At 72.6% G+C, this 19129-nt stretch carries 14 protein-coding genes and 1 pseudogene; 12 read left to right on the top strand and 3 right to left on the bottom strand.

What is annotated here, in order from left to right; genetic code table 11:
- Positions 1–70 precede the first annotated feature (70 nt).
- Positions 71–2002 (top strand): annotated as a pseudogene (locus V3N99_18835) (primary-amine oxidase).
- A 23-nt stretch (positions 2003–2025) separates the two neighbouring features.
- Here V3N99_18835 and V3N99_18840 read toward each other — a convergent pair.
- Together V3N99_18840 and V3N99_18845 are read right to left on the bottom strand one after the other, a co-directional pair.
- Positions 2026–2640 carry a methyltransferase gene (locus V3N99_18840; protein MEO3938790.1) on the bottom strand — a complete coding sequence of 205 codons (615 nt, stop codon included), beginning with the start codon at positions 2638–2640 and terminating at the stop codon, positions 2026–2028.
- 19 nt (positions 2641–2659) lie between these two features.
- Positions 2660–3472: a GntR family transcriptional regulator gene (locus V3N99_18845; GenBank protein MEO3938791.1), complete on the bottom strand. Its 813-nt coding sequence runs from the start codon at positions 3470–3472 to the stop codon at positions 2660–2662.
- Between the two features lie 174 nt (positions 3473–3646).
- Here V3N99_18845 and V3N99_18850 point away from each other — a divergent pair, with 174 nt between their 5' ends.
- The 10 genes from V3N99_18850 (at position 3647) to rpsT (ending at position 17070) form a co-directional block, all read left to right on the top strand.
- Positions 3647–4612 (top strand): proline iminopeptidase-family hydrolase, encoded by a 966-nt coding sequence (locus V3N99_18850; protein ID MEO3938792.1) that lies wholly within the window; start codon positions 3647–3649, stop codon positions 4610–4612.
- A 114-nt stretch (positions 4613–4726) separates the two neighbouring features.
- Positions 4727–6202: a GTPase HflX gene (hflX, locus tag V3N99_18855; protein ID MEO3938793.1), complete on the top strand. Its 1476-nt coding sequence runs from the start codon at positions 4727–4729 to the stop codon at positions 6200–6202.
- 9 nt (positions 6203–6211) lie between these two features.
- On the top strand, positions 6212–7795 hold the full coding sequence (locus V3N99_18860) for a Na+/H+ antiporter (protein ID MEO3938794.1): 1584 nt from the start codon (positions 6212–6214) through the stop codon (positions 7793–7795).
- A complete protein-coding gene (locus V3N99_18865; GenBank protein ID MEO3938795.1) occupies positions 7792–10518 on the top strand; it encodes a glucosidase in 2727 nt (908 codons plus the stop codon). Before V3N99_18860 ends, V3N99_18865 begins: the two co-directional genes overlap by 4 nt.
- 127 nt (positions 10519–10645) lie before the next feature.
- The gene (locus V3N99_18870; GenBank protein MEO3938796.1) at positions 10646–11107 is read left to right on the top strand and encodes an OsmC family protein; all 462 of its coding nucleotides are present in this window, start codon (positions 10646–10648) and stop codon (positions 11105–11107) included.
- Positions 11108–11198: 91 nt separating this feature from the next.
- Positions 11199–12071: an NAD(P)-dependent oxidoreductase gene (locus V3N99_18875; GenBank protein MEO3938797.1), complete on the top strand. Its 873-nt coding sequence runs from the start codon at positions 11199–11201 to the stop codon at positions 12069–12071.
- A 6-nt stretch (positions 12072–12077) separates the two neighbouring features.
- On the top strand, positions 12078–13154 hold the full coding sequence (locus tag V3N99_18880; protein MEO3938798.1) for a GNAT family N-acetyltransferase: 1077 nt from the start codon (positions 12078–12080) through the stop codon (positions 13152–13154).
- A gap of 113 nt (positions 13155–13267) precedes the next feature.
- Positions 13268–15547, top strand: coding sequence for an ATP-dependent DNA helicase (locus V3N99_18885; protein ID MEO3938799.1), 2280 nt, complete (start codon positions 13268–13270; stop codon positions 15545–15547).
- A gap of 135 nt (positions 15548–15682) precedes the next feature.
- Complete coding sequence (gene holA, locus V3N99_18890; protein MEO3938800.1) at positions 15683–16639, top strand: DNA polymerase III subunit delta; 957 nt, start codon at positions 15683–15685, stop codon at positions 16637–16639.
- A 170-nt stretch (positions 16640–16809) separates the two neighbouring features.
- Positions 16810–17070: a 30S ribosomal protein S20 gene (rpsT, locus tag V3N99_18895; GenBank protein ID MEO3938801.1), complete on the top strand. Its 261-nt coding sequence runs from the start codon at positions 16810–16812 to the stop codon at positions 17068–17070.
- Positions 17071–17158: 88 nt separating this feature from the next.
- Here rpsT and V3N99_18900 read toward each other — a convergent pair whose 3' ends face one another.
- Positions 17159–17686: a type II toxin-antitoxin system PemK/MazF family toxin gene (locus tag V3N99_18900; protein MEO3938802.1), complete on the bottom strand. Its 528-nt coding sequence runs from the start codon at positions 17684–17686 to the stop codon at positions 17159–17161.
- 210 nt (positions 17687–17896) lie between these two features.
- Here V3N99_18900 and V3N99_18905 point away from each other — a divergent pair, with 210 nt between their 5' ends.
- On the top strand, positions 17897–19126 hold the full coding sequence (locus V3N99_18905; protein MEO3938803.1) for an MFS transporter: 1230 nt from the start codon (positions 17897–17899) through the stop codon (positions 19124–19126).
- Positions 19127–19129 lie beyond the last annotated feature (3 nt).

Raw genomic sequence — 19129 nt, forward strand, 5'->3', positions numbered from 1 at the left:
GCCTGCTGACGCCGGCCTCGGCCGGCTCCCGCCGGCCCACAGCCGTTCCACCACCGATCCCGAAGAGAGCACCATGAGCACGCACCCCCTCGACCCGATCTCCGCTGCCGAGATCACGGCCGTGACCGCCACGCTGGCTCGCGAGCACGGGGTCGGGGTGGGATGGCGGGTCACGTCGATGGAGGTGCCCGAGCCGCCCAAGGCCGAGCTCGCGGCCCACGAGAGGGGTGAGGTCCCGGCTCCGCTGCGACGGGCCCGGGTCGTGGCCTACGACCGGGTCTCGACGCTGACGCACGTGGCCGTCCTCGCGCTCGCAGGCGACGGCGAGGTGGTCGCCACCCTCGAGTCGTGGGAGACGCACGAGGGGGTGCAGCCCAACGTCACGGTCGACGAGTGGACCGAGGCCGACGCGATGCTCCGCTCGCACCCCGACGTCATCGCGGCGCTGGCGGCCCGCGGCATCACCGACCTCGACCTGGTCTTCATGGACACGTGGACCTACGGCGGCGCGCTCGTGCCGCCGCAGTATGCCGGGCGTCGCCTCGGCTGGAGCGACAGCTGGGTCAAGCGCGAGGCCGGCGCCAACCCCTACGCCGGCCCGGTCGGTGGACTGCACTGCGTGCTCGACCTCGGCTCGATGGAGCTGCTCGAGATCGAGGACACGCCGGCGGCGGAGCGCCCCGAGGTGATGGGCGAGTACGTCCCGTCGCTGGTGCCCGAGCGGATCCGGCAGCGCTCGACCCGACCGCCCGTGGCGGCCCTCGACGTCGTGCAACCCGACGGGCCGGGCTTCAGCGTCGACGGGCACCTCGTGCAGTGGCAGGGCTGGAGCCTGCGGGTCGGCTTCAACCACCGCGAGGGCCTGACCCTGCACCGGATCACCTTCCAGGACGGTGACCGGGCGCGCTCGATCGCCAACAAGCTGTCCTTCGCCGAGATGGTCGTGCCCTATCGCGACCCGTCGGTCGACCACTACCGTCGCACCGCGTTCGACATCGGGGAGTGGGGCCTGGGCTTCATGACCACCTCGCTCGAGCTGGGGTGCGACTGCCTCGGCGAGATCCGCTACCTCGACGCGACGCTGCACGACAGCCACGGCGCTCCCACGACGATCCGCAACGCCGTCTGCCTCCACGAGGAGGACGACGCGATCCTGTGGAAGCACGTCGACCACGACGCCGGCGCCGAGGTGCGGCGCTCGCGACGCTTCGTCGTCTCGTGCCACGTCACGGTCGCCAACTACGAGTACCTCGTCTACTGGCGGTTCTACCAGGACGGCAACATCGAGTGCGAGGTCCGGGCGACCGGCATCATGGTGGTCACCCACGTGGCCGAGGGCCAGCCGCACCCCCACGGCACACTGGTCGACGAGCGCACCTACGCGCCGTTCCACCAGCACTTCCTCGTCGCCCGGCTCGACCTCGACGTCGACGGGCCGAGCAACACCGTCATGCGCAGCGAGACCCGGGCGCTGCCGATCGGCCCCGACAACCCCTACGGCCTCGCGCTGGTCCAGGACCAGACCCCGATCGAGACCGAGGGCTACGACGACATGTCGTGGGAGACGCAGCGCGGGTGGAAGGTGGTCAACGAGCAGACGACCAACGGCCTCGGCACCCACCCCGCCTACAAGCTCGTGCCCGGTGCGGCGATCCCCCCGATGTTCCCCCCGGGCTCACCGCTGCTGGAGCGGGCGGGCGTCATCTCGCACAGCGTCTGGGTCACGCCCTACGATGCCGGGCAGCGTTGGCCCAGTGGGGAGTTCGTCAACCAGAGCACGGTCGACCGCGGGTTGCCCGAGTGGGTGAAGGCTGGGAGGGTCACACGCAACACCGACGTCGTGCTGTGGTACGTCTTCGGCATCCACCACGTCACCCGACCCGAGGACTGGCCAATCATGCCCGTCGACGTCGTGCGCTTCGAGCTCAAGCCCTTCGGCTTCTTCGACCGCAACCCGTCGCTCGACGTCGCGCCGCCAGCCGGGGGGCACTGCGCGCCCTGACGAGCCCTGACGCGCCCTGGGGGTCAGCGCCAGCGCACCTCGAGCACCCGGAACCCTCGGGCGTGAGCCACCCGCTCGCACTCGAGGCCGGTCAGCGCGCCGTCGTGCGAGCGGATCCAGCGCTGCAGCGAGTCGGAGCCGAGGTTCTTCTGCACGACGAGGTGGGCCACCCCCTCGGGTCGCAGGCGCGGCAGCCAGGTCTCGAGCATCTCGTGCAGCGCCTCCTTGCCCACGCGGATCGGCGGGTTCGACCAGATCAGGTCGAAGGTGAGGTCGGCCGGCACCGCCTGCGGGGTGGCGGCGGTGACCCGGTCGGCGACGCCGACGGTCTGCGCGTTGTCACGGGTCAGTCGCAGCGACCGCTCGTTGACGTCGACGGCGTACACGTGGGCGGCGGGGCAGCGCAGCGCGAGCGACAGCGCGATCGGGCCCCAGCCGCAGCCGAGGTCGAGGAACACGCCCTGGGGCGGCGGTGGTGGCGCCTCGTGCAGCAGCACCCCCGTGCCGATGTCGACGCGGTCGGGCGAGAAGGTGCCACCGGCGGTCTGGACCTCGACCCGCTGCCCCGCGAGCTCGACGCTCAGGGTGCGTCGTCGCTCGGGGCTGGCCGGCTCGGCAGAGAAGTAGTGGTCACTCACGCGCCGACAGTATGCCGCGTCAGCCCTCCTGACCGTCACGAGCGGGCCGTCGTTCTTGGCCCGGTCGGTCGTCTTCCGGCCAGGCTGCCGCTCTGCGCAGGCTCGCCTGCATGCCCTCCAGGGTCAGGGCGAAGTGCGCCTGCGCGCAGGCGCCGGCGGCCTCGACCCGCCCGGCGACCAGGTGCCCGACCAGCTCCTCGTGCTCCGCGAGCGCCCGGTCGAAGAACTCCTGCTCGTAGGGCTCGGCCCCGAAGCCGAGGGTGACAGCGGTGGTGAGCCGCACGCTCTCCGCGACCAGGTGGCGGTTGCGTGCGGCCGCGCCGACCAGCCCGTGCAGGCGGCGGTCGGCAGCGCGGGCGTCGATCATCGAGCCGACGGCGCGGAACTGGTCGAGCCCCCCCTGGAGCTGCGCGACGTCGTCGTCGGAGCGACGCTCGGCGGCAGCCCGGGCGATCATGCCCTCGACCAGGCACCGGTAGTCGAAGAGGTCGACCAGCCGCGGCAGCTCGTGCTGCAGCACGCGGCGGGCGACCTCGGGGGCGACCCGCTCCCACGAGACGGCAGCGACGAAGCTGCCACCGTCGCGTCCGCGCCGCACCTCGATGAGCCCCTGCTCCGCCACCTGGTGCAGGGCCTGCCGGAGCGTGGCCCGGCTGACCTCGAGACGCTGCGCCAGCTCGCGCTCGGCCGGTAGCCGCTCACCGGGGGAGAAGGCGCCGATGGCGATGCCGGTGACGAGCCGGTCAGCGACCGAGGCCGTCGCGCTGGCCCGCACGGCGGGGGCCACGGGGGCCAGCATCCGCTCCGCGTCGTCGTGGTGTCGGCTCTCCATCCGGGGAGTCTAGGAGCGGGGACGGTCCCGCCCAGCCGACCAAAGGTATTGTCATCAGACCTTTATGGTGGTTGACTCCTTCCCCTGTGGGGCGACACCCCCCTGCCCCACGCCGCGCGGGGTGTCGCCCCACGGCTGTCGTTCCGGCCCCACCCCCGAGCTGAGGAGCCAGACGTGGCTACCACCGTCGACCCGAGGTTTCCCGGCGCCGACCGGGAGGGCTATCTGGAGACCGCCCTCGGCCGCACCTGGTACCGCGTCACCGGCGAGCTGCCCTCGCTGGGAAGCGACGCGCCCGCGCCCCTCGTGGTGCTGCACGGCGGGGCCGGCGCCGCCCACAACTACACGCTGATGATGGCCAACCTCGCGCGGGCGGATGCCACCAGCGACCCGGCGCGGCCGGTCCGGGCGGTCGTCCACTACGACCAGATCGGCTGCGGGGCCAGCACCCACCTTCCCGACGCACCGCCGGAGACCTGGACGGTCGGGCTCTTCGTGCAGGAGCTGCGGGCGCTCGTCGCCCACCTCGGCATCGAGCGCTTCCACCTGCTCGGTCAGTCGTGGGGCGGGATGCTCGCACCCGAGGTCGTGCTCTCCGACGACACCGGCGTCCTCAGCCTGACCATCTGCGACTCCCCAGCCTCGATGGCGCTGTGGATGGCGGCGGCCGAGGAGCTGCGCACCCACCTGCCGCCCGAGGTGGAGCAGACGCTGCGGCAGCACGAGGAGGCCGGCACGACCGACTCGCCGGCCTACCTCGAGGCGATGGAGGTCTTCTACGCCCGTCACGTGTGCCGCGTGGTCCCCAACCCGCCGGAGGTGACCGACAGCTTCGCCCAGATCCAGGCCGAGCCGACGGTCTACCACACGATGAACGGGCCCAGTGAGTTCTTTGTCGTGGGCTCCCTGCGCGAGTGGTCGGTGGTCGAGCGCCTCGAGGCGGTCACCGTGCCGACCCTGGTGGTCGCGGGCGAGCACGACGAGGCACGGCCCATGGTGTGGGCGCCCTTCGTCGAGCGGATCCCGGGAGCCACCTCACACGTCTTCCCCGGCTGCAGCCACATGCCGCACGTCGAGGAGCCCGAGGCCTTCCTCGAGGTCGTCGGCGGGTTCCTCGCCCGGCACGACCCCCGGGCCTGACCCGCGCCGACGTCCGGGCAGCGGCGTCGCGCCGTGGTCCAGGGGCGGCGGTGGGGGACGACACGGCATAAAGGAATCGACCCTGTCGTTGCCGCATGCGACCCTTGGGGAGACATGACGAAGCGATCACAGGTTCTTGCCGACAGGGCTGCGGCCATCAGTGCCGAGGCCGACTCCGACGACACCCGGCACCTCGTTGAGGGTGACGACCCCGGCCCCGGGCTCTACGACGGCGAGCAGCTCGAGCGTGAGGAGCGCGCCGCCCTGCGTCGCGTCTCCGGCCTGTCGACCGAGCTCGAGGACGTCACCGAGGTCGAGTACCGCCAGCTGCGGCTCGAGCGCGTCGTCCTCGCGTCCGTGTGGACCGAGGGCACGCTCGACGACGCCGAGAACTCCATGCGCGAGCTCGCCGCGCTCGCGGAGACCGCCGGCTCGACGGTGCTCGAGGGCGTCATGCAGCGCCGCCAGAAGCCTGACACGGCGACCTACCTCGGCAAGGGCAAGGCCCTCGAGCTGCGCGACATCGTCGTCACCGAGGGCGCCGACACCGTGGTCTGCGACGGCGAGCTCAGCCCCGGCCAGCGGCGCGCCCTCGAAGACGTCGTCAAGGTCAAGGTCATCGACCGCACCGCGCTGATCCTCGACATCTTCGCCCAGCACGCCAAGAGCCGCGAGGGCAAGGCCCAGGTCGAGCTGGCCCAGCTGCAGTACCTCCTCCCGCGACTGCGCGGATGGGGCGAGTCGATGTCTCGCCAGGCCGGTGGCCAGGCCGCAGGCGGTCAGGGCATGGGCTCGCGTGGCCCCGGTGAGACCAAGATCGAGCTCGACCGGCGCCGCATCAACACCCGCGTCGCCAAGCTCAAGCGCGAGATCGCCGGTATGAAGACCACCCGCGACACCAAACGCGCATCGCGCACCGCTCACGCGGTGCCCAGCGTCGCCATCGCCGGTTACACCAACGCCGGCAAGTCGTCGCTGCTCAACCGCCTCACCGGCGCCGGCGTCCTGGTCGAGAACTCCCTCTTCGCCACCCTCGACCCGACCGTCCGCCGGGCCGAGACGGCTGACGGGCGCGACTACACCCTCGCCGACACCGTCGGGTTCGTGCGGCACCTGCCGACGCAGCTCATCGAGGCCTTCCGCTCGACGCTCGAGGAGGTCGGTGACGCCGACCTGCTGCTGCACGTCGTCGACGGCTCGCACCCCGACCCCGAAGGCCAGATCTCGGCCGTGCGCGGCGTGCTGTCCGACGTCGGCGCGGCCGACGTCAAGGAGGTCATCGTCGTCAACAAGGCCGATGCCGCCGACCCCGAGGTGCTCGACCGGCTCCGACGCCACGAGAAGCACTGCCTCGTCGTCTCGGCGCGCACCGGCGAGGGCATCGACGCCCTGCTCGAGCTCGTGGCCGACGAGCTGCCCCGACCCGAGATCGAGGTCAAGGCGGTCGTGCCCTACGACCGTGGCGACCTGGTCAGCCGCCTGCACAGCGACGCCGAGGTCCTGGCCGTCGAGCACCGCGACGACGGCACCTTCGTGCACGCCAAGGTGTCACCGACCCTCGAGGCCGAGCTCGCGGCATACGGGGTCTGAGCGAGCCCGATGTCCGTTCTGCTGCTGGTCGTCGTCCTGGTCGTCGGTGTCGTCGTGCTCACCCCGCTGGCCGACCGGGTGCGGGTCCCACAGCCGGTGCTGCTGACCGTCTTCGGCCTGGTGCTCGCGTTCCTGCCCTTCACGCCCCAGCTCGACCTCCAGCCCGAGCTGGTGCTGCCGGTGGTGCTGCCGCCACTGCTGTTCGCGGCGACCCAGCGCACCACGGTGCGCGAGTTCCGCAACCACGCCGGTCCGGTGCTGCTGCTGGCCGTCGGCCTCACCCTGGCAACCGTCGGTGTCGTGGCCGTGGTCGCCCACGGGCTCGGCGTGCCGTGGACCGCTGCCTGGGTGCTCGGCGCCATCGTCTCGCCCCCCGACCCGGTCGCGGCGACGTCGGTGGCCCGCCGCCTGCACCTGCCCGGGCGCCTCGTCACCATCCTCGAGGGCGAGGGCATGTTCAACGACGCCACGGCCCTCGTGGCGTTCAAGGTCACCCTCGCGGCCGCCTTGACCGGCGGCTTCTCCGTCGCGGGCACCGTGCTCGAGATGGTGCTCGCGATCGGCGTGGGGCTCGTGGCGGGGGTGATCCTCGGCTGGGTCACGACCCGGGCGCTGGCTTGGGTGCACGACGGCTCGGCCGAGACCACGATCACCCTGCTGGTGCCCTACGCCGCCTACGTCGGGGCCGAGCACCTCGGGGGCTCGGGGGTGCTCGCGGTGCTGGCGACCGGGCTCTGGCTCACCACCTTCAGCCACCCGTCCACCACCTCCGAGGGGTGGCTGCTGGGGCGGTCGGTGTGGGCCTACATCGACTTCCTCATCACCAGCCTCGTCTTCGCGCTCGTGGGGTTCGAGCTGGTCAAGGTCATCGGGCGGTCGAGCTTCGACGCCACGACCCTGTGGCACGCCGGGCTGGTCGCGGTGACCCTCATCGCCTTCCGCGCCCTGTGGATCTTCCCGTCCGCCGCACTGGCGCGCGTCCGGGCCCGTCGTCGCGACGACCCCGTCCCCACCGGCTGGCGCGAGTCGGCGGTCGTCTCCTGGGCCGGGATGCGGGGGGTGGTCACGGTCGCCGCCGCGCTGTCCGTCCCCCTGGTGGTCGACTCCGGCGCCACCTTCCCGCAGCGCGACGAGATCGTGGTCATCGCGCTCGCGTGCGTGCTCGTCACCCTCGTCCTCCAGGGGCTCACCCTCGGTCCCCTCACCGCACGCCTCGGGGTCGGCGGGAAGTCCGACGACGCCGCGCGCGAGCTGGTCGCGCTGCGTCGCAGCGCCGCCGAGGCCGCCCTTCGCCTCGTGCGCCACTCGCTCGACGAGACCGGTGAGGGCGTGCCGACCTCCGTGCGCACGGCGGTGCTCGAGCAGTACGAAGGCTTCATCGCGGCCCAGACCGCGCTCCAGGACCTGCGCGAGCACGACCCCGAGGGCCACGAAGACGACGTCGGCGAGCTGCTGACGGAGTGGATGCGCCGGGCCGCCGGCGCCGAGCGGGACCACGTCGTCGACCAGCGTCGCCGGGGGCGGGTCAGCCCCGAGGTGGCCGACGACGCGCTGCGCGAGATCGAGGGCCGCGCCCTGCGGGCCGGTCGATGAGCAGGCCGTCCGGCCCGCTCCCGCCGACTGCCGAGCACGCCCGGCTGGCGCAGTCGCCCGGTGACGCCGACCCGTGGCGGCTCTGGGGCCCCTACGTCTCCGGGCGGCAGTGGGGCACCGTGCGCGAGGACTACTCCGCCGACGGCGACGCCTGGGCCAGCTTCCCCTTCGACCACGCCCACCGGCGGGCCTATCGCTGGGGCGAGGACGGGCTCGCCGGGCTCAGCGACCGCTACGGCTTCCTCAACCTCGGCGTCGCGCTGTGGAACGGCCACGACGACCGCCTCAAGGAGCGGCTCTTCGGCCTGACCAACCCGCAGGGCAACCACGGCGAGGACGTCAAGGAGCACTGGTGGCCGCTCGACGCGACCCCGACCCACGCCTTCGGCCAGTGGCTCTACCGCTACCCCCAGGCCGCCTTCCCGTATGCCGACCTCCTGGACCAGAACGACCCCGCCCACCGCGGCCGCGACCAGCCGGAGTACGAGCTGACGGACACCGGGGTGCTCGACGACGACCGGTTCTTCGACGTCGAGGTCACCCACGCCAAGGCCTCGCCCGACGACGTGCTGGTCACCGTGACCGTCACCAACCGCGGGCCCGACGCAGCCCCCCTGCACGTGCTGCCGCAGCTGTGGTTCCGCAACACGTGGTCGTGGGGGCGCGACGACCGTCGCCCGGTGATCCGGTCGCTCGAGCCTGCGGCCATCCGGGAGCCCGAGGGGCCCGGCGAGCTCGAGGTCGGTGACGTCTGCGCGGTCGAGGCCGAGCACGGTCTCCTCGGCCGATACACCCTTTTTGCCGAGGGGCATCCGCGGATCCTGCTGTGCGACAACGAGACCGACGCGGTGGGCCTGTGGGGTGCGCCGGGCGGGCCGGCCCACCCCAAGGACGCCATCGACCGTGCCGTGGTCCACGGTGACCCGTCGGCGCTGGCCACCGACGGCGTAGGGACCAAGGCAGCGCTGCACTGGTCGTGGGACTCGGTCGAGCCGGGGGAGTCGGTGACCGTGCGCCTGCGACTGGTCGCGGGCCCGCGTCCGCCCCGTCCGTTCGCGTCCTACGACACGGTCGTCGCCGACCGCCGGGCCGAGGCCGACGCCTTCTACGACGTCGTCATCCCCGAGCCGGTGTCGAGTCCCGATCGACTCACCGCGCGCCGCGCCTTCGCGGGCCTGCTCTGGGGCCGACAGCTCTACCGCTACGACGTGGCGCAGTGGCTCGAAGGGGACCCGGCCGGGCCGGTCCCCCCGCCGCAGCGAGCCGGTCGCGAGCCCTGGGGTCGCAACTCCGCGTGGCGTCATCTCGCTCTCGCCGACGTCATCTCGATGCCGGACGAGTGGGAGTACCCCTGGTTCGCCACGTGGGACCTCGCCTTCCACGCGGTGACCCTGGCCCACGTCGACCCGGCCTTCGCGAAGTCGCAGCTGCTGCTGCTCACCCGCGAGTGGGCCCAGCACCCCAACGGGCAGCTGCCGGCCTACGAGTGGTCGTTCTCCGACGTCAACCCGCCGGTGCACGCCTGGGCGGCCTGGCAGGTCTACGTCCTCGACGGCTCGCAGGACACCGGCTTCCTCAAGAAGGTCCTGTCCAAGCTGCTGCTCAACGTCAGCTGGTGGGTCAACCGCAAGGACGCCGACGGTTCCGACCTCTTCGAGGGTGGATTCCTCGGAATGGACAACATCGGGCCCTTCGACCGCACCAAGGGAGTGCCGCCCGGCTGGCGGCTCGAGCAGTCCGACGCGACCGCGTGGATGGCCGCGATGTGCTTGTCGCTCATGCGGATCGCGCAGGAGATCGCGCGACACGACCATGCCTACGACGACCTCGCGACGACCTTCCTCGAGCGCTTCCTGGCCATCGCCCGGGCCCTCGACTCCTTCGGCTCGATGGAGGTCAACCTCTGGCACGAGGGTGACGGCTTCTTCTACGACGCCCTCGTCGGGCCCGACGGCCAGGTCGAGCCGATGCGGGTGCGGTCCCTGGTCGGGCTCCTGCCCCTCCTCGCCGTGGCCAACGTGCCGGCGTGGGTGGCCGATGAGCTGCCCGACTTCACCGGCGCCCTGCGCTGGCTGCAACGGCACCGGGCCCGGGAGTGCGAGAGCCTCCTGTCGCCCGCGGGTGACGGACGGGCCTCGACCCTCGCGGTCGTCCACCCCGACCGCCTGGTGCGACTTCTCACGCGACTGCTCGACGAGGGCGAGTTCCTCTCGCCCCACGGCATCCGGTCGCTCTCGGCGGCCCACCGCGACGGGGTGACGGTCGACGTCGCGGGCGATCAGGTGACCCTGCGCTACGCCCCCGGCGAGTCCGATACCGGGCTCTTCGGCGGCAACAGCAACTGGCGCGGCCCGGTCTGGTTCCCCGTCAACGTGCTCCTCGTCGACGCGCTCCACACGTATGCCGCCGGGTCCGGCTCCGACCTCACCGTCGAGCACCCCACCGGGTCGGGGAGGGTGCGCGACCTGCACGCGGTGGCGTGCGACCTCGAGGAGCGGCTCGTCTCGCTCTTCCGCCCCGGACCCGACGGCCGTCGCCCGGGCGACCCGCGCGACCACGGCGACGGCCCGTTGTGGTCGGCGCACCCGGTCTTCAGCGAGTACTTTCACGGCGACACCGGCGTCGGGCTGGGTGCCTCGCACCAGACGGGGTGGACGGCGCTCGTCGCCCACCTCATCTGCGCCGGGGCTCACCGGGGCTCACCGGGGGTGACCGCGGGGTGAGAAAGGGTGGCGCAGCCCCGGGCGTCGTGTTTCGCTCAGACCGCAGAGCCACCACAGGTGCCCCGTCCGGCGCCTCGTCGGTGTGGTGGCCGCTCCCGAACGCAGGCTGAAACCCCAGGAGATCTTCGTGCCCCTCATCCCCTTCGCCGTCACCGGTCGTGGCAGCGGCGTCGCCCAGACCGTCTCGGTCGACGGCGCCGACTACACCATCGAGACCGACGCCTACCCGGCCTTCGGTGGGCGCGACGCCCACCCGAGCCCGCTGGCCTTCGCCCTGGCCTCGCTCTCGTCGTGCAGCCAGGTCACCGCGTCGATCGTCGCCAAGGAGCTCGGGCTCGTGCTCGAGCACGTGTCGTTCCGGGTCGAGGCCGACTTCAACCCCACGACGATGACCACCGGGGTCCACCGCGAGGGCGAGACGACCTTCCAGAACGTGCGGATCACCGCCGAGGTCGTCACGCACGCCAGCGACGAGCAGGTCCAGGTGCTCAAGACGGAGACCACCCGGCGCTGCCCGGTGAGCCAGCTCTTCGCCCGGGCCGGCGTGGAGCTGACGAGCGTGTGGACGCGGCTGGCGCCGGCTGCCTGACGGTCGTTGCGGCTGCCCGGCCGCGGGCGAGCGAGCGGGGGATGGTGCAATGGCGAGGACGGCAGCTCGGGGGCGACCAAGGAGGAACGCGATGGCGCGAGTAGTGGTGACCGGTGGTTCGGGCAAGCTGGGTCGGGCGGTGGTCGCCGACCTCGCGGGTCACGGCCACGAGGTCGCGCTCTTCGACCGGGCCCGGCCGACGGGCCTGCCGGACGAGGTGCTGGCCCACGTCGACTACCTGCCCGTCGACCTCACCGACTACGGCCAGGTGCTCGACGCGATGCTCGGCGTCGAGGAGCGGTGGGACGGCGTCGACGCGCTGGTCCACCTCGCCGCCGTGCCGGCGCCCGGGCTGGTGCCCGACCACGCGACCTTCACCAACAACATGAATGCCTCCTTCTCGGTCGTGTCGGCCGCCCGTCGGGCCGGGCTGAAGAAGATCGTCTGGGCCTCGAGCGAGACCGTGCTCGGCCTGCCCTTCGACACCCCACCGCCCTACGTGCCGGTCGACGAGGACTACCCGCCCCGCCCCGAGAGCACCTACTCCCTCACCAAGACGCTCGAGGAGGAGCTGGCCCGGCAGCTGTGCCGGTGGGACCCCGAGCTGTCCATGATCGGCCTGCGCTTCTCCAACGTCATGGACGTCGAGGACTACGCGCAGTTCCCCTCGTACGACACCGATGCGATGACCCGCAAGTGGAACCTCTGGGGCTACATCGACGCCCGCGACGGCGCCCAGGCCGTGCGGCTCAGCCTCGAGCACAGCACCCCCGGGGCCGAGGTCTTCATCGTCGCCAACGCCGACACCGTCATGAGCCGCTCGAGCGCCTCGCTCGTCGCCGAGGTCTTCCCCGGCGTCGCGGTGCGGCACGAGCTGGGTGAGCACGAGACGCTGCTGTCGATCGACAAGGCCCGCCGCGTGCTGGGCTTCGCGCCCCAGCACAGCTGGCGCGACCACGTCTGAGGCCGGATGCCGTTCGAGCAGGAGATGCCCCGCCTGCGCTTGCGCCGCCCCACCGGGCTCGACCTCGAGGCCTACACCGCACTGCACACGGACCCCCGCACGTATGCGCACGCGCCGGCGTCGATGCCCGACGCCGAGGGCTGCCGGGACCGTCTCGACGCTGACCTGGCGCACTGGGCGGCCTACGGTTTCGGCTACCTCGCGGTCGAGGACCGGGCCAGCGGCCTCCTGGTCGGCTGGGGTGGGGTCTGCGAAGCCGCCGCCGCCCCTCGCGGCCCGCTCAACCTCTACTACCGCCTTGCGTACGACGCCCTCGGGCAGGGCCTCGGGCGCGACCTCGTCTGCGCCGTGGTCGCCGCCGCGGTCGAGGAGCAGCCCGCGCGGCGGGTGCGGGCGCGCATCGGCAGCCACCACGCCGCGTCGCTGGCGACCGCTCGGGCCGCCGGCCTCGTCGAGGTCGACGTGCCCGCCGACCAGCCGGACGACCAGCCGGACGACCAGCCGGACTCGGCGTCGGTGGTGCTCGAGGCCCCGCACCTGACCTCGCTGGCCTCGGTCGACGAGTCGGTGCTCGCTGAGGTGCTCGACCTGTGGGTGCGGGTCAACGAGGCGGGTGGGGCCGTGGGGTTCTCGGCGGGTGCACCGCGGGCGGCGGTCGCCGATCGCCTCGCGGGCCACGCGGCCCTGCTCGCCGAGGGTCGCGCGGTGCTCGGTCTGCTGCGGGCGCCCGACGACCGCCTGCTCGGCTCGGCGTTCTGGCAGCGCGGCGCGTGGTCGGGGTTCGCCCACCGGTTGGAGCTGTGGCGGGTCATGGTCGAGCCCGCCGAGCAGGGTCGGGGGATGGGCGGCCTGCTCCTGTCGGGGATGCACGGCCTGGCCCGCCGGTGGTCGCCGCAGACCCAGCTGTGGTGCGCCGACTACCGCAGCGGTCGGGGCCTCGGCCGCTTCTACGCGCGGTGGGGCTGGAACGAGGTGGGGCGGCTGCCCTACGGGATCGAGCTGCCAGGGGGGGAGCGCGGTGACGAGGTGCACCTCGCTCGGCGTCCGCAGGGTGGGTTGCCCGTCGCCGACGGTCGCCCCTGACCGGTGCTGACCCGCCGGCGCGGGAGTGGCTGCCCGCGCCCTGTGGAGGGCCGACAGGAGAAGGGGCTGCGCGGCATACGCTGTGCCGTGTGAGTGCCTCCCTCGACGACCTGATGCACGCCGCGGTCGTGGGGGTGGGGGGCGCCGAGCGTCCCGGGCAGACCCAGATGGCCAAGGCCGTCGAGCACGCCGTCGAGACTGGTGAGCACCTGCTGGTGCAGGCCGGCACCGGCACGGGCAAGTCACTGGCCTACCTGGTGCCGGCGGTCAAGCACGCCGTCGAGAGCGGCAAGCCGGCCGTGATCGCCACGGCGACCCTGGCCCTGCAGTCGCAGATCGTCGACCGCGACATGCCGCGCGTGGCGGAGGCGCTGGCCCCCGTGCTGGGGCGTCGCCCGACCTACGCGCTGGTCAAGGGCCGACGCAACTACCTGTGCGCGCACAAGCTGCAGGGCGGCTTCCCCGACGACGACGACTCGTTGCTGTCGGTGGGCCAGGTCGACCGGGCGATGTCGCGGCTGGGCGAGGAGGTGCTGCGGCTGCGGTCGTGGGCCGACGAGACCGAGTCGGGTGACCGGGACGAGCTCGTGCCGGGGGTGAGCGAGCGGGCCTGGCGCCAGGTCTCGGTCAGCTCGCACGAGTGCCTCGGCAGCAAGTGCCCGATGGTGGCGGAGTGCTTCGTCGAGCGCTCGCGCGAGGCGGCGAAGGAGGTCGACGTCATCGTCACCAACCACTCCTTCATGGCGATCGACGCCTTCGAGGGTCGTCAGATGCTGCCCGAGCACGACGTCCTGGTCATCGACGAGGCGCACGAGCTGGTCGACCGGGTGACCTCCACCGTCACCGACGAGCTGAGTGCAGGCATCGTCACGTCGGCCGCCCGTCGTGCGGCCAAGCTCTCCGACCAGGTCGGCGAGGTCGAGGACGCGGGCGTCCTGCTCGAGGACGTGCTCGCCCAGCTGCCCGAGGGGCGGCTGCCCGGCCTCTCCGACGGGCTGACGCTGGCGCTCGAGCGGGTGCGCGACACCACCCGACGCGTGCAGTCCGACCTCAAGCCCCAGCCCGGCGCCGAGGGCGACGGCGCCCGGCAGGTCGCGCGGGCGGCGATCGACGAGGTCAACGAGAACGCCGCGCGCATCCTCGAGCAGCGCGAGCTCGACGTGGTGTGGGTCGGGCGCGACCCGCGGCGGGGCACCACCACCTTGCGCGTGGCGCCGATGAGCGTGGCGATGCTGGTGCGGGAGAGGGTCTTCCACGAGCGCACCGTCGTGCTCACGTCGGCGACCCTCGAGCTCGGTGGCACGTTCGACGCCGTCGCCGACACCATCGGCCTGCGCGGTGAGGGAGCCCCGGCGTGGCAGGGGCTCGACGTCGGCAGCCCCTTCGACTACCCGCGCCAGGCCATCGCCTACGTCGCGCAGCACCTGCCCGCCCCGGGCCGCGACGGTGCCGCGCCCGAGACGCTCGACGAGATCGAGACGCTCGTGCGGGCCGCGGGTGGTCGCACCCTCGGGCTCTTCTCCTCCATGCGCGCCGCGCAGGCGGCGGCTGAGCAGCTGCGGGCCCGCTTCACCAAGGACGGCACGACGATCGAGATCCTGTGCCAGGGCGAGGACCAGATCACCACGCTCGTGCGCGACTTCGCGCGCACGGCCACCACGTGCCTGTTCGGCACCCTCACCCTCTGGCAGGGCGTCGACGTGCCCGGCACCTCGTGCCAGCTGGTCATCATCGACCGCATCCCCTTCCCCCGTCCCGACGACCCGCTCGCGTCGGCGCGCTCGGAGGAGATCGCCCGCCGGGGAGGCAACGGCTTCATGGCCGTCAGCGCCACCCATGCCGCGCTTCGCCTGGCCCAGGGCGCCGGGCGGCTCGTGCGGCGCGGCGACGACCGCGGGGTCGTCGCCTTCCTCGACTCGCGCATGATGACCGCCCGGTATGCCGGCTTCCTCCAGCGCTCACTTCCCCCCTTCTGGCCGACCACCGACCAGGACATGGTCATCGCCGCCCTCCGCCGGCTCGACGAGACCGCCGCGCCGGTGCTTCCGGTGGCCGAGCCCGCGCTGCGCGGGCTCACCGGGACGCTCGCGTCCTCGTCCTCGTCCTCGTCCTCGTCCTCGGGTCTGGGCCCGGCCGCAGCCGCTGCGTCGCCCGCGGTCGACCACCGGCCGGTGGCCGGACCACCGCCGGCAGCGCCGGCACCTCGGACCGCGGTCACCTCGGGCCACGCGTGGACGGCCGAGGCCGACGAGGAGCTGCGCGACGCGGTCGACGCCGGAGTCGGCCTCGAGGAGCTGTGCGACCACCTCGAGCTCACGCCCGACGTCGTGTCAGTGCGGCTCGAGCAGCTGGGGCTACGGCTCGGCGAGGCGACGCTCGGCTTCGGGTCGTAGCGGTGGTCTCCTCGACCTCCACCTGTCCGCTTCGTCCGGGCGTCTTCCCGGGGCATACCGGGCGGCCTGGAGTCGAGGAGACCAAAGGACCACGACGGCACGGCCGCTGTCGGCGCCACCACCTAGGCTGACGACGTGCCGCTGCCAGCCCTGCTCCTCGTCTCCGGTCCGGAGGAGGTCCTCGCCGACCGGGCCGTGACCTCCGTCCTGCACGAGCTGCGTGACACGCTGCCCGAGCTCGAGGTCATCAGGCTCACCGCGTCGACCTACGAGGCCGGGCAGCTGCTGCTGCACACCAGCCCGTCTCTCTTCGGCGGCGCCAAGGCGGTCGTGGTCGAGGGGTTCGAGGAGACGACCGACGAGCTGCAGAGCGACCTGCTGGCCTATCTCGCCGCCCCGGCCGACGACGTGACGCTCGTGGTCACCCACCGCGCGGGCAACCGTGGCAAGAAGGTGCTCGACGCCCTGCGCAAGCAGGGCGCTCGGGTCTTCGAGGCGCCGGCGGTCAAGTCCGACCGAGACAAGGCCGAGTTCGTCACGCACGAGTTCCGCCGGGCGGGGCGCAAGGTCACGGGCGAGGCCGTCCAGGCCCTCGTGCAGGCGATCGGCAAGGACCTGCGCGAGCTCGCGTCCGCCTGCAGCCAGCTGGTCGCCGACACCGGCGGCCTGATCGACGAGAGCGTGGTCGAGACCTACCACGGGGGCAAGGTCGAGGCGAGCGGCTTCAAGGTCGCCGACGCGGCGGTCGGGGGAGACCGCGGTGAGGCGCTGGCCCTGCTGCGGCACGCGATCGCGACGGGGGTCGACCCCGTGCCGATCGTCGCGGTGCTCGCCTCGCAGCTGCGCCAGCTCGTTCGCGTCGGGTCGGCCGGTCGGGGTAGCTCGGCCAACCTCGCCCGCGAGCTGGGGATGGCGCCCTGGCAGGTCGACCGGGCGCGGCGCTCGCTGCAGGGATGGGACGGGACCGGTCTGGGGCGCGCCATCCAGGCCGTCGCCGCCGCCGATCTCGAGGTCAAGGGCGGGGGCCGCGACCCGGTCTATGCGGTCGAGCGTGCCGTCCTCGCCATCACCGCAGCCCGGGGCAGCCGGTGAGCTCCGAGGTGCGGGCCCGTCGCCCACTCGGCGTTTTGGGGGTCCGGTCTCCTCGCTGGTAGTCTCAGCTCTCGCGTGCGCGCTGGGGTCGTGTGCGCCAGCACGCTTCTGCCGCCTGCTCGGCGGCTCACTCCCTCAGACCTTCTTCTCTACGACCAAGGACACTCTTCGTGGCAAACATCAAGTCGCAGCTCAAGCGCATCAAGACCAACGAGAAGCGCACCGAGCGCAACAAGGCGGTCAAGAGCGAGCTCCGCACGTGGGTCCGCAAGTTCCGCGACGCCGCCGACACCGGTGACGCCACTGCGGCGCAGGAAGCCCTCAAGGCTGCCTCCACCAAGCTCGACAAGGCCGTCTCCAAGGGCGTCATCCACGCCAACCAGGCGGCCAACAAGAAGTCGGCGATGGCCAAGAAGGCCTCTGCTCTCTGATCTGCGCTCAGCCGACAGGGCCCGTCACCTCCACGAGGTGACGGGCCCTGTGGCCGTCCTTGTCGCGTCCGGGGCCGACCGTCGTGGGTCAGGCGGTGCGGCGGATCGCGTCCGCCACGAGGTCGAACCGCTGCTGGTCGAGCACGGCCCCCTCACGACGGATGGCGTCGGGGTCGACCCGCACGATGCGGTCGGTCCGGGCCTCGCTCTCACGGCCCCGGCTGTCCCAGGCCCCGGTGCCGACGTCGACCCACTCACGCCCTGACCGGTGCTCGCGCTCGCGCGAGGCGTCGTGGTCGCGGCTGGTGAGCATCACCCCGAGGAGCCAGTCCCCGTCGAGACCCACGAGCAGCACCGGACGGTCCTTGCCGAGGCTCGGGTCCTCCTCGAAGGGCACCCAGGTCCACACCACCTCGCCCGGGTCGGGGAGGCCGTCGGGCTCGGGCGCGTAGTGCATGGCGGGCACCCCGGGGAAGTCGCCCGGGTAGGCGCGCATCGCGAGCGGGCGTGGTGACCCGCGGTGGTCCTCGTGCGGACCGGACTCGTCGACCCTGCTGCCCCCAGCACTGACCCCCTCGGCGTCGACCGCATCGACCGTCTCAGGGGGACGGCTCATCCCCGCCAGCCTGCGACGCATCCGGCTCGCGAAACCCTCGACCATGCACGGAACCGTATCGTCCGGCGGCCCGTGGCGCCCGCCTCGTCGTGGACGGTCGCCCCCGGTGACGACGCCTAGCATGGAGACACCGTCTCGGTCAGCGCAGACCCGGCCCCCCTGCTGCCTCCCATCGCACCCCTGTGCACCGACCCCCGAGGACCACCACCGATGACCGACACCGTGGCCACGCCTGCCCGGCTGCACCGGCCGGACGCACCGGCGCCCGTCTCGCCGTCCCGCGTGAGACTGGCCCTGCTCGCGCTCGCCAGCGGCGGGTTCGCCATCGGCACGACCGAGTTCGTCACGATGGGTCTGTTGCCCCAGGTGGCAGCCGGCACCGGCGTCGACATCCCCACAGCCGGCCACTACGTGTCGTCGTATGCCGTGGGGGTCGTGGTGGGCGCACCCCTGATCGCGGTGCTCTTCGCCAAGGCCCCCCGCAAGCTCGTGCTCCTGGGTCTGATGGCCTTCTTCGCGGTCGCCAACTCGGCCTCGGGCTTCGCGCACACCTACGGGCAGCTGATGGGCGCCCGGTTCCTGTCGGGCCTGCCGCACGGCGCCTTCTTCGGCATCGGCTCGGTCGTCGCCGCCAGCCTCGTGCCCCGGGAGAAGCGCACCCAGGCCGTCGCGATGATGCTGATCGGCCTCGGGGTGGCCAACGTGCTCGGGGTACCGCTGACGACCGTGCTCGGCCAGTCGCTCGGCTGGCAGACGCCCTACCGGGTCGTCGGCGTCATCGGCGCGCTGACCATGGTCGCTGTCGCCCTGTGGATCCCTCGCCAGCCGGCCACCGGAGAGGAGTCGATGCGCGGTGAGCTCAAGGCCCTGACCCGCCTGCAGGTCTGGCTCGCGCTGCTGCTCGGCACCGTCGGCTTCGGAGGCATGTTCGCCACCTACGCCTACATCACTCCGACGATGACCGAGCTCGCCGGCTTTCCGCTGGGCTTCGTACCCGTCATCCTCGGGATCTACGGCGTCGGGCAGGTCGCCGGCATGTGGGTGGCGGGCCGGATCGCCCGATACGGCGTCATGCGGATGATGGTCGTCTCGATGGGCCTGATCGCGGTCGCGCTCGCGCTCTTCGGCTACGCTGTCCACGTCAAGGCGCTGGCCATCCTCTTCGCCCTGCTGCTCGGATTCCTGCCCTCGGTGCTCGTGCCGCTGCTGCAGACCCGCCTGATGGACGTCGCCCGAGACGGCCAGTCGCTGGCGGCCGCCCTCAAATACTCGACCCTCAACATCGCCAACGCCCTCGGCGCCTGGCTCGGCAGCATCGTGCTGGCCGCCGGTCTGGGCTACGAGTGGCCGAGCCGCATCGGGGCCGGGCTCGCCGTGCTGGGGCTGGGCATCGCGGGGATCTCGGTGGTCGTCGGGCGACGGAACCCCGACTCGGTCTGAGCA

Source organism: Dermatophilaceae bacterium Soc4.6 (assembly GCA_039889245.1).
Lineage (GTDB): Bacteria > Actinomycetota > Actinomycetes > Actinomycetales > Dermatophilaceae > Lapillicoccus.